Genomic DNA, 11,411 nt, shown 5'->3' with positions numbered 1-11,411 from the left:
GGCCTGAAGGGTGACGTGGTCGTCATGGTCTCCGGTGCCCTGGTACCGAGCGGTACCACCAACACCGCCTCCGTTCATATGCTCTGAGCATCTTCTAATCACTCAGAACCCCCGATGTGATACATCGGGGGTTCTGTATATCGGGGAGTAATTTGGTCTCCCTAGCTGTGCTCTCTCTGTAGGTTGTTTACTCGGGGCATTCCAGGGGAATTGGAGGCGCCAACCAAACTAATCGTCGGAGATGTGCGAGTGAACAACCATAAAAATGCCCGGTTAACCGTCTTTGGTCGACAGCTTCTTGTCCGGCGCATCCTTGAACAGGGCCTGCGTGTTGAAGAGGCGGCTCACGCTGCCGGGTCACTACCCGAGCAGCTGACAAGTGGCTCACTCGATATCGTCAGGAGGGACCTGATGGCTTGCTCGGTCACTCTTCTTGCCCCCATGCCATCGATGACCAGCGCCAACAGGGATTATCGAACTGCACAAGCAGCGACAAACCTATCGACCCATCAGTCATGGGATGGTGGTGGTAACCTGTTTGTGAATGTAAACCATCATGCCGCATCAATCGCGCCATCGGGCGTTTCCCACAGGTCTCGCCCATCTCTCGCAGCTAAGCGTAAGAACTAGCTAGGCTGGATGTGGTGGAAGCGCCATTTGGTGTTTCTGGCATGGGGACGACCCGGTAAGCGGCGAGATATTGCTCGGTGTATTGCTGGGCCGGGATGAGCGAATGCGGTTGGTCTATGGTCTGTTGATTGGTGCTTTCTACATAGATGAGCTTTTAGGACTCGTGCAACCTTGTTTTAAAGTTACTGTAATGCATTGAAATATAATTGAAAATTTAACTTCTGCAGTTTATGGCCACGAACTTCTGCATGTTGTGTTTCACATATGAAACAGCTGAACTGGCCTTACTTGTTTTTTTTTGCGGCCAAAGCGGATGAAGTCCTGACGGTTAAGTTACTCAAACGAACACCGTTACTATCTGTAGAAATGGTCCTCAAATTTCATCATGTCCCAATTGTGTACCACGCTCATCAGCATCAGAACCATAAACCTTTATAAATCAGTTCATTAAAAAACACATATTGCAAAACGTGGAAGTAGAAGGTGGGCTCGCTGCCGGGCTGTGCTGTTTTGCTCATGTTGCTCGAGGTGAGGTGTCCGATGGCGGCGCCATGGCGCCTGGGTGGGCGGTGCCATGCACCGCAGTTGCCAGCATGGTAAACCATAGCGCAGGCAGAGCGAAGCCCGGGCACCCTGGCTGCCGGTTTATTGAACGCTCAAGGGTATCGGCTCAGCGGGCTGTGCAGGATTGCGGCTGGATGGGGATTATCGGGCCGAACCCGGGGGCAGCGGCATCAGGGTGTGTAGATCCAGCAGGGTGAAGTAGCCCCCTTCATCGGGATACCAGCCGCCGGTGTCTATGTAGTAGACGTTGCCAAGACGGGCCGGGCGGCCCACCGGGGTGTGGCCCACCACCAGGGCGACGAGATCCTCGACACCGCTCTCGTCCAGCCGCTCGATGCGGCGCCTTGACCAGAGGCAGACGTTCTTGATGGCGCGCAGCCTGCCGCCGCTCACCCCCGCATCCAGTTGGTCCAGCAGCCCCTGCCAGGAGGGGAAGGGGCAATCGGCGTGGAGCAGCCCGACCGGGCCGGCCGGGGTGGCCACCTCGATGGCAAGGGGCAGGGTGCGGTAGTGGGCGGCGAACGCCCCCTGCTCGTCCGGGGTCAGCTGCTGAAACCAGCCGCCGCCGTTCTGGATCCAGTTCTCCCTATCGCAGCTTTCGTAGCGGCAGACGTAGTCGTCGTGATTGCCGCAGACAGGGTGAAACCAGGGCCTGGCCAGCCACTCGAGCACGGCTGTGCAGTCGGGGCCGCGATCCGTCAGATCCCCCATGGAGAAGAGGCGATCCCGAGCGGGATCGAATCCCGCCTGGTTGAGGGTCTGTTCCAGCCGTGAAAAGTAGCCGTGGATATCGCCGACGGCGAGATCCCGCCCCAGAGGATTGCGGGAGAAGCGTCTGATCAGCGGGGACGGATTCATGGCTAGCCTCCTTGCCTGGTCGGTGCGCGGCAACGGCGGTTGCGCGATGACCCGTTAATGCCCATGGATAGCTGCAGCATGGCACGCTTGGCCTCGACCTTGAAGAGGTAAACGCCAGCGTGCCCGGACGCGCCGCCTCACCGGGATAAAAAATGCCAGTCGGTGTCGACTGGCATGGTGTGATGGTGGTCCGTCGTCGGGATCAGAGCAGGTCTTCGAGCTGGTACTTCTTGAGCAGGGTGTCGAAGGTGCCGTCGGCCTTGACGCTCTCGATGGCGGCATCGAAGCGGGCCTTGAGCTTGTCATCGTTTTTGCGCAGGGCCACCGCCACCCCTTCTCCCAGGATCTTGTCCTGGGTGCCGTTGAACTGGGGACCGACGAAGGCGAACTGCTTGCCCATCTCCTTGTCGAGGAAGCCCACCTTCAACTGCACCATGTTGCCGAAGGTGTAGTCGGCGCGGCTGGACTGCAGATCCAGCATGGGGGACTGGGCGTTGACGTAGCGCTTGATCTTGGCCACGTCGCCGTAGCGGGCGGTGATGAAGTTGTCCTGGGGGGTGCCCTCCTGCACCGCGATCACCTTGCCCTTGAAGTGCTCAGGGGTGTCGGCAAAGTCGCCCGCCTTGTCGCTGCGCCCCACGAAGCGGTTCTGCATCATGTAGTAGACCTGGCTGAAGGCGACCTTCTGGCGCCGCTCGTCGGTGATGTTCATGGAGGACATGATGGCGTCGTACTTGCGCACCTGCAGACCGGGCAGCAGGGCATCCCAGGGCTGGTTGATCACCTCGCACTCGGTCTTCATGGCCGCGCACAGGGCATAGGCGAGATCGACCTCGAAGCCGCCGAGCTTGCCGCTGCTGTCGACCATCTCGAACGGGGGATAGGTGGCGTCGGTGGCGATCACCAGGGGTTTGGCGGCTGCCTGGCCGGCGGTGGCCAGGGCCACCAGCATCATCAGTGTGTTGAGTTTCATGGTCAGTCCCTTGAAGTGTGGTGTCATTCCTAGCGTGCTAAAGGGTGCCGGCCTCAAGGGCCGACGGCTATCTTGCGATGGGCGAGGGCCGGCAGCTGGCTGCGCACCCTGCGCTGGGCCGCCAGATCCAGGGTTGCGATGGCCAGTCTCTGACCCTCCTCTACCTGGGCCAGTACCCGGCCCCAGGGATCGATGATCATGCTGTGGCCGAAGGTGCGCCGCCCGCCTGGGTGCTCACCTCCCTGGGCCGAGGCCAGCACGAAGGCCAGGTTCTCCACCGCCCGGGCCCGCAGCAGCAGCTCCCAGTGCGCGAGCCCCGTGGTGTGGGTGAAGGCGGCGGGCAGGGCGATGAAGTCGGGGGCGGGCCCCAGGCGAAACAGCTCCGGGAAGCGCAGGTCGTAGCAGATCCCGAAGCGCAGCATGCCCCAGGGCAGGGGATGGCTCACCACCTCCCGGCCCGGGCTCATGGTCGCGGCCTCGTCATACTGCTCCTGCCCGGTGCAAAAGCCAAACAGGTGCAGCTTGTCGTAGCGGCTCGCGAGCTCCCCTTGCGGGTCGATGAGCAGGCTGCTGTTGTGCATCTTGCCGGGCTCGTCGCTTACGAGCGGCAATGTGCCCGCCAGCAGCCAGATTCCGAGCTCCCGGGCCAGCTCCCGGGCCCAGGCCAGCAGGGGGTGACTGCTCACGGGGGCGGCCAGGGCGACCCGCGCCCGCTCGTCGACGGGCATCAGGTAGAAGTATTCGGGCAGCAGGGCCAGCTCGGCCCCCTCGGCCGCCGCCTGACGCAGCAGGGCTTCGGCCTGGGCCAGGTTGTGGTCGAGGCTGTCCCCGGAGACCATCTGGATAACGGCAACGCGCACTGAATCCATGCTGCCTCCTAGACGCCGCACAGGCGCTCGGCACCCGCCAGCAGGGTGTCGTCATCCTTGGAGAAGGAGAGACGGATGACCCGCTGATCCGTGCCGTCGTGATAGAAGGCGGAGACCGGAATGGTGGCGACCCCGTGATCGCGGATGAGCCGCTGCACGAACAGGCTGTCCGGTTCGTCGCTTACCCGCTCGTAGCTCGCCAGCATGAAGAAGCTGCCCGCCGAGGGGAGCAGGGTCAGGCGCGAATCCGCCAGGGCCGAGGTCAGCAGGTCGCGCTTGCGCTGGTAGAAGGCCGCCAGCCCCTGATAGTGGGCCGGTTGCTGCAACAGGTGGGCGAAACCGTACTGCATGGGGGTGTCGGCGGCGAACATGGCGAACTGGTGCACCTTGCGGAGCTCCTCCATCAGGGGGCGGGGGGCCACGCAGTAACCCACCCGCCAGCCGGTGACGTGGAAGGTCTTGCCGAAGGAGAAGACGGCGACGGAGCGCTCCACCAGCTCCGGATAGCGGATGACGCTCTGGTGCAGGGCGCCGTCGAACACCACGTGCTCGTACACCTCGTCCGAGAGAATGAGGATGTCGGTGCCGCGTACCAGGCGGGCGAGGCGCTCCTGATCCCCCGCCTGCCAGACGGTGCCGGTGGGGTTGTGGGGGGTGTTGAGCACTATCATGCGGGTGCGCGGGGTGATGCGGGCGGCCACCTCCTCCCAGGGGATGGCAAAGTCCGGCGCCTTGAGGGCGATCACCACAGGGGTGGCCCCCTGCAACTGGATCATGGGGCGGTAGCTGTCGAACGCCGGCTCGAACATGATCACCTCGTCGCCGGGGTGAACCAGGGCGGTGATGGCACAGAACAGGGCCTCGCTGGCGCTGGCGGTGATGGTGACCTCTTCGCCCGCGTCATAGTGGTGGCCGTAGCTGGTCCCTATCTTGGCGGCGAGCTGCTCGCGCAAGGCGGGCAGCCCCGTCATGGGGGCATACTGGTTCTCCCCCGCCAGCATGGCCTCGTGGGTCACCCGGATGAGCTCGGGATCGCAGGGGAAGCTCGGCGCCCCCTGGGAGAGGTTGATGCTGGGATGGCGGGCGGCCAGATCCCCGATCACGCTGAAGATGGTGGTGCCCACCTGGGGCAGTTTGCTGACAATGCGGGGGGAAGACATGGCGCCGTCACCTGAGTGTGTGAAAGAGGTCCCTTTTTAGCCCCCGCAAGGGTTGCCGGACAACGGATTATTCGGCATGTTATGCATGAGTTTTTCTCAAGCATGGAGGCTTGTATGTTGTCCGCCCAACCCCGCAGCCAGTTGCCCCTCTATGGCCTGCAGGTTTTCGAGTGTTCTGCCCGCCATCTGAGTTTCACCCTGGCCGCCGACGAGCTGTGCGTGAGCCAGGGGGCGGTGAGCAAGCAGATCGCCCAGCTGGAGGCGCGCCTGGGGCACCTGCTGTTCGTGCGCGGCACCCGCTGCCTCACCTTGACCCCGGCCGCCGAGCGGTTGCTGCCCTTCGTCCGCGAAGGGCTGGCCCGGATGGGGGAGGGGCTCAGCGCCCTGCAGACCCTGCCCCACGAGCAGGCGATCAGCATCAAGGTGCCCTCCTGCGCCAGCCGCTGGTTGCTGCGGCGGTTGCAGGCGTTCGAGGGGGAAGCGGTGGAGGTGCGCGGCAGCCACAGCCACGGCATCGACTTCTCCCGGGAGCCCTTCGATCTCGCCATCGTCTATCAGCCCTGCATGGGGCGCTATCCCCACAGCCAGCCCCTGTTTCGGGAGCGGCTGACCCCGGTCTGCGCCCCGGCGTTTGCCGCCAAGCATCGCCTGTTCGAGCGCGACCTGAACGAGCTGCCCCTGCTGCCCCTCATCCATGCCAGCGCCGATCGGCGGGACTGGCGCAACTGGTTTGCCGCCTTCCTCGACGTCCCCTGGCAGCCCCAGGGAGGGCAGCTGTTCGATACCCTGGACTTGGCGATGAATGCCGCCCTGCAGGGGTTCGGCCTCTCCCTCGGGGATCCCACCATAGTGGCCGAGGAGCTGGAGAGCGGCGCCCTGGTCGCCCCCTTTGCCCCCGTGCTGGAGACGGATCACGAATACGCCCTGCTCGCCCGGCCCGACAGCCGGCGCCACGGGGTGCAGCGGGTCTGTCACTGGCTGCTGGAGGGGGAGGCGCACCCTTGAGGGGGCATTAACAGAAACAGCCCCGCGGGCGGGGCTGTGATCATGGGGCTGCTGGCCCAAGAAGGGGTCAGTGGCAGATCTTGTAGTAGACCTCGTTCCAGCGCAGCTGCTCCTTGAGTTCGGGGATGCGGGTGTGCTCGTCGATCACCACGCACTCGATACCCAGGATGTCGGCGAAGGTGCGCAGCTGCTCGATGTCCACCGATTGGGTGAACACCGAGTGGTGGGCGGCCCCCGCCAGGATCCAGGCTTCGGCGCTGGTCTGCAGGTCCGGCAGGGGTTTCCACAGGGCGCTGGCCACCGGGAGTTTCGGCATGGCTTCTGGCAGGTCCACCACCTCCAGCTGATTGACCACCAGCCGGAAGCGGTTGCCCATGTCGATGAGGCTGGCATTGACCGCCTTGCCGGCGGGGGCCGCGAACAGCAGGCGGGCCGGATCGGCCTTCTTGCCAATCCCCAGGTGCTGGGCATCCAGCACGGGTTTGCCTGCGGCGATGGAGGGGCAGACCTCCAGCATGTGGGCCCCCAGCACCAGGTTGTTGCCCGCTTCCAGGTGGTAGGTGTAGTCCTCCATGAAGGAGGCGCCCCCAGCAAGGCCTGAGCCCATCACTTTCAGGGTGCGCAGCAGGGCAGCGGTCTTCCAGTCCCCTTCTGCCCCAAAACCAAAGCCTTGCTCCATCAGGCGCTGGCAGGCGAGGCCCGGCAACTGGTGCAGACCATAGAGATCTTCGAAGGTGGTGGTGAAGGCGCCAAAACCACCGTCGGTGAGGAACTTCTTCATCCCCAGCTCCTGGCGCGCCGCCTCATACAAAGAGGAGCGCAACGGCCCGCCCGCCTGCACCGCCTCGGTCAGGGTGTAGGTCGCCTCATATTCGGCCAGCAGCGCCTCGATGTCGCTGTCGGGCACGGCGTCGATCACCTTGACCAGATCGCCGACCGGGTGGTAGTTCACCTGATAGCCGAACTGGATCTGGGCCTCAATCTTGTCGCCCTCGGTGACCGCCACGTTGCGCATGTTGTCGCCAAAGCGGGCGATCTTCAGGTGGCGGCTGTCGTGGATGGCGGCGGCGACCCGCATCCAGTTGCCAATCTTCTGTCTGGCCTCTTCGTCCTGCCAGTGGCCGACCACCACGGTGCGCGGCAGCCGCAGTCGGGCCCCCATGAAGCCGAACTCGCGCCCGCCATGGGCGGTCTGGTTCAGGTTCATGAAGTCCATGTCGATCTCGCTCCAGGGCAGATCCCGGTTGAACTGGGTGTGGAACTGCAGCAGGGGTTTTTGCAACTGGCTCAGGGCCGGGATCCACATCTTGGCGGGGGAGAAGGTGTGCATCCACACCATGAGCCCCACGCAGCGCTGGTCGTGGTTGGCATCCCGGGCGACGCTACTGATTTCATCCAGGGTGGTGCCGGTGGGCTTGAGCACTATCTTGAGGGGCAGGTTCGCCCCCTCGTTGAGCTGGCTGGTGATGGTGTGGGCGTGATCGGCCACCTGCTTCAATGTGGTGGCGCCATACAGATGCTGGCTGCCGACCAGGAACCACACTTCCAGCTGTTTCATCAATTCCATGAACTTGTCCTCTCTTTAAGCTTTTGTCTGGCCGTAATAGGCGTGTTTGCCGTGCTTGCGCTGGTAGTGTTTCTCCAGCAGGTAATCGGGCAGAGGGCGGGCCCCCGGGTTTATCTGGCCGGTGAGCCAGGCCATGCGGGCCACCTCCTCCAGCACCACGGCGTTGTGTACCGCATCCTCGGCGCTCTTGCCCCAGCTGAAGGGGCCGTGGTTGGCCACCAGCACCCCCGGCATGGTGAGGATGGGAGTCTGTTTGAGGGTCTCGACGATGAGGTGGCCGGTCAGCCCCTCGTAATCCTCCTCGACCTCGCCCGGGGTGAGCAGGCGGGAGCAGGGGATCTCGCCGTGAAAGTAGTCGGCCTGGGTGGTGCCGAAAATGGGGATGGCGCGCCCCGCCTGGGCCCAGGCGGTGGCATGGGTGGAGTGGGTGTGCACCACGCCGCCAAGCTCGGGGTAGGCGCGATAGAGCACCAGGTGGGTGGCGGTGTCGGAGGAGGGGCGCAAGGCGCCTTCCACCTGCTTGCCCGCGAGATCCAGCACCACCATGTCCTCAGCCAGCATCCGCTCATAACTGACGCCGCTCGGCTTTATCACCACCAGATTGCGCTCTCTGTCGATGCCGCTCACGTTGCCCCAGGTGAAGGTCACCAGCTCGTGGCGCGGCAGATCCAGGTTGGCGACGAGCACCTGCTCCTTGAGCATCTTGAGGTTCATGCAGTTATCCCCCGGTTGTAGAGCGGCTCGGCGGCGGCGCCCCAGGCGAGGTAGCGCTGGTAGAGGCGCTCGTATTCGGCGACCCGCTCGGGGTTGGGCTGGTGGGTGCGCTCCACGGCGCTCGCCATGTGGTGCTGGGCCTTGGCCACATCGGGATGGATCCCGGCCGCCACGGCGGCAAAGATGGCCGCCCCCAGGGCGCAGCACTGATCCGAGGCCACCACCTGGATGGGGCGATTCATCACGTCGCTGCAGGTCTGCATCACGGTGGCTGACTTGCGGGCGATGCCACCGAGCGCGATCACCTGCTCCACCGGCACCTGTTGGGTGGTCATGCACTCCATGATGCTGCGGGCCCCGAAGGCGGTGGAGGCCACCAGGGCACCGAACAGATCGGGGGCATCGGTGCCTAGGTTGATGCCCGTGAGGGTGCCCTGCAGGCGCTGGTTGGCGTAGGGGGTGCGGCGGCCGTTGAACCAGTCGAGCACCACCGGCAGATGGGCGAGGTCCCGCTGCTGCTCCCAGGCGGCGGCAAGGCTTGGCAGCAGCTCCCGCTTGTGGGCCTCGATGGCGGTGCGCAGCTCTGGATACTGGGCGGCGAGGCTCTCCAGGGGCCAGCCGAGCTGGCGCTGATACCAGGCATAGATGTCGCCGAATGCCGATTGTCCCGCCTCCAGCCCCACCATGCCCGGCACCACGCTGCCGTCCACCTGGCCGCAGATCCCGGCAATGGCGCGATCGCCTATGGTGGCCTCGTCGGCGATCAGGATGTCGCAGGTGGAGGTGCCTATCACCTTGACCAGGGCATTGTTGCCGGCCCCGGCCCCCACCGCCCCCATATGGCAGTCGAAGGCGCCGCCCGCTATCACCACCTCGCAGGAGAGGTGCAGCCGCTCCGCCCACTCCGGGGTCAGGGTGCCGACCGGCAGATCGGCGGTCCAGCTGTCGGTAAAGAGGGGGGAGTCGAGATCCTGGGTCAACAGCGGATCCAGGGCGTTGAGGAAGTCGGCGGGGGGCAGGCCGCCCCAGCTCGGGTGCCAGAGGGACTTGTGGCCGGCGGCGCAGCGCCCGCGCTTGAGGGTGGCCGGGACCTGGGTGCCACTCAGGATGGCGGGCACCCAGTCGCACAGCTCGACCCAGTTGCAGGCGGCGGCGCGCACCGCGGCATCGGCTCGGGAGACGTGCAGTATCTTGGCCCAGAACCACTCGGAGGAGTAGATGCCGCCGATGTAGCGGCTGTAGTCGGGGAACCGGCCGCCGTGGCACAGGGCGGTGATGGCCTCCGCCTCCTCGATGGCGGTGTGATCCTTCCACAGCACGAACATGGCGTTGGGGTTGTCGGCAAACTCCGGGCGCAGGGCCAGCACGCGCCCCTCTGCATCGATGGGGGCGGGGGTGGAGCCTGTGCTGTCCACCCCTATGCCGCGCACGGCGGTACGCTGGGCCGGGGTGAGCTGGCTCACCACAGCCACCACCGCCTGCTCCATGGACTCCAGATAGTCGAGGGGGTGGTGGCGGAACTGGTTGTTGACCGGCTGGCAGTAGTGGCCTGCCTGCCAGCGCGGGTAATAGACGACCTGGGTCGCCAGCTCGGCGCCGTCCTGGCAGCGCACGGCGAGTGCCCTGACCGAGTCGCTGCCGAAATCGAGTCCGATGACGATGTGCTCAGACATATCTGCTCCTGACCATCAATGAGGGGTGACTGGGGAGGAACCATAGGAGATGGGCAGGAGGGGCGGTTAGCCATTGGCTGCTGGAAATATGGATTTTAACGCTGTCAGTGCGAGAGGGTGACGGCTCTCGAAAATTCAATATGTAACGATTTTGCTAAATATATAGACAAAATGGCTGCAATCTCATGGCGTGATCCTGCTCTCCATTTTTCCATGTGAAAACGATTACAACTTGGTTCGCTCATCTAGCAACAACAATAACGTCCTGTTTAAGCATGATTTAGATGGCTGTGACTTGATTGACTCAAGGAGCAGCACTGCGTGGATACATGGATAGATAGAACCGTTGGAGACATTCACATGAACAAAATCGTTAAAGGCATGATCGCAATGGGGTTTGCCATGGGTATGGCAAATTCTGCTTTCTCGGCCGAGGCGCTGAAGCTGGGCTACCTGGTCAAGCAGCCGGAGGAACCCTGGTTCCAGACCGAGTGGAACTTCGCCGACAAGGCGGGCAAGGAGCTCGGTTTCGAGGTGATCAAGATAGCCGTCCCCGATGGGGAGAAGACCCTCAATGCCATCGACAGCCTGGCGGCCAACGGCGCCAAGGGCTTCGTCATCTGCACCCCTGATCCCAAGCTCGGGGCCGCCATCATGGCCAAGGCCAACAGCATGGATCTCAAGGTCATCACGGTGGACGACCAGTTTGTCAACGCCAAGGGCCTGCCCATGGAGCAGGTGCCCCTGGTGATGATGGCCGCCACCAAGATTGGTGAACGCCAGGGCCAGGAGCTCTACAAGGAGATGGAAAAACGTCAGTGGGACCTGAAGAGCACAGCCGTGCTCGCCATCACCGCCGACGAGCTCGACACCGCCCGCCGCCGGGTCGACGGCTCCTTGAGTGCGCTCAAGGCCGCCGGTTTCCCCGATGCCCAGATCTACCGCTCACCGACCAAGGCCAACGATATTCCGGGAGCCCTGGATGCCGCCAACTCCATGCTGGTGCAGCACCCCGAGGTCAAAAACTGGCTCATCGTCGGCATGAATGACAACACAGTGCTTGGCGGCGTGCGCGCCACCGAAGGGCAGGGCTTCAAGGCCGCGAACGTCATCGGCATCGGCATCAACGGGGTGGATGCGGTGAATGAGCTCTCCAAGTCCAGCGCCACCGGTTTCCTGGGGTCCTTGCTGCCAAGCCCGGACGTGCACGGTTACAAGAGCATCCAGATGCTCCATGACTGGGTGGTCAACGGCGCAGAGCCGGCCAAGTTCACCGAGGTGACCGACGTGGTGCTCATCACCCGCGACAACTTCAAGGTCGAGCTGCAGAAGAAAGGTCTGTGATCGCCAATCCCTGATATGCCGGCATGGCGCCCTGCGCCGTGCCGGCTGGCTGGA

Annotated in this window: 9 protein-coding genes and 1 pseudogene; 3 read left to right on the top strand and 7 right to left on the bottom strand. The window is 63.8% G+C overall.

The features are described 5' to 3' along the window. Positions 1-249: 249 nt before the first annotated feature. A pseudogene (locus tag HB860_RS08625) lies at positions 250-523 on the top strand (leucine zipper domain-containing protein); the annotation flags it as partial. Positions 524-1,335: 812 nt separating this feature from the next. Here the strand turns inward: HB860_RS08625 and HB860_RS08620 are convergent. The 4 genes from HB860_RS08620 to HB860_RS08605 all read right to left on the bottom strand — a co-directional run bounded on the left by HB860_RS08620 (position 1,336) and on the right by HB860_RS08605 (position 5,054). After that, positions 1,336-2,052 carry a metallophosphoesterase gene (locus HB860_RS08620; RefSeq protein ID WP_247626353.1) on the bottom strand — a complete coding sequence of 239 codons (717 nt, stop codon included), beginning with the start codon at positions 2,050-2,052 and terminating at the stop codon, positions 1,336-1,338. Positions 2,053-2,254: 202 nt separating this feature from the next. After that, complete coding sequence (locus HB860_RS08615) at positions 2,255-3,025, bottom strand: ABC transporter substrate-binding protein (protein ID WP_247626352.1); 771 nt, start codon at positions 3,023-3,025, stop codon at positions 2,255-2,257. A 53-nt stretch (positions 3,026-3,078) separates the two neighbouring features. Then, on the bottom strand, positions 3,079-3,894 hold the full coding sequence (locus HB860_RS08610) for a carbon-nitrogen hydrolase family protein (RefSeq protein ID WP_247626351.1): 816 nt from the start codon (positions 3,892-3,894) through the stop codon (positions 3,079-3,081). A gap of 8 nt (positions 3,895-3,902) precedes the next feature. After that, positions 3,903-5,054 (bottom strand): methionine aminotransferase, encoded by a 1,152-nt coding sequence (locus HB860_RS08605; RefSeq protein WP_247626350.1) that lies wholly within the window; start codon positions 5,052-5,054, stop codon positions 3,903-3,905. Between the two features lie 114 nt (positions 5,055-5,168). Here HB860_RS08605 and HB860_RS08600 point away from each other — a divergent pair, with 114 nt between their 5' ends. Next, positions 5,169-6,059, top strand: coding sequence for a LysR family transcriptional regulator (locus HB860_RS08600; RefSeq protein ID WP_247626349.1), 891 nt, complete (start codon positions 5,169-5,171; stop codon positions 6,057-6,059). Positions 6,060-6,126: 67 nt separating this feature from the next. Here HB860_RS08600 and araA read toward each other — a convergent pair whose 3' ends face one another. From araA to HB860_RS08585, 3 genes are read right to left on the bottom strand one after another with little or no spacing between them, the layout of a single operon-like run. Beyond that, positions 6,127-7,626 carry an L-arabinose isomerase gene (gene araA, locus HB860_RS08595; protein ID WP_247626348.1) on the bottom strand — a complete coding sequence of 500 codons (1,500 nt, stop codon included), beginning with the start codon at positions 7,624-7,626 and terminating at the stop codon, positions 6,127-6,129. 15 nt (positions 7,627-7,641) lie between these two features. Continuing rightward, entirely contained in the window at positions 7,642-8,340 is a 699-nt protein-coding gene (locus tag HB860_RS08590; RefSeq protein WP_247626347.1) for an L-ribulose-5-phosphate 4-epimerase, read from the bottom strand. After that, positions 8,337-10,013: a ribulokinase gene (locus tag HB860_RS08585; RefSeq protein WP_247626346.1), complete on the bottom strand. Its 1,677-nt coding sequence runs from the start codon at positions 10,011-10,013 to the stop codon at positions 8,337-8,339. The genes HB860_RS08590 and HB860_RS08585 overlap by 4 nt, the downstream gene beginning before the upstream one ends. 360 nt (positions 10,014-10,373) lie before the next feature. Here HB860_RS08585 and HB860_RS08580 point away from each other — a divergent pair, with 360 nt between their 5' ends. Further along, on the top strand, positions 10,374-11,357 hold the full coding sequence (locus HB860_RS08580) for an arabinose ABC transporter substrate-binding protein (protein ID WP_247626345.1): 984 nt from the start codon (positions 10,374-10,376) through the stop codon (positions 11,355-11,357). Positions 11,358-11,411: the final 54 nt, after the last annotated feature.

This window comes from Aeromonas genomosp. paramedia (genome assembly GCF_023093515.1).
Classification (GTDB): domain Bacteria; phylum Pseudomonadota; class Gammaproteobacteria; order Enterobacterales; family Aeromonadaceae; genus Aeromonas.
Note: the sequence above shows the minus strand (reverse complement) of the source record. Positions and strands in the feature narration are given on the sequence as shown.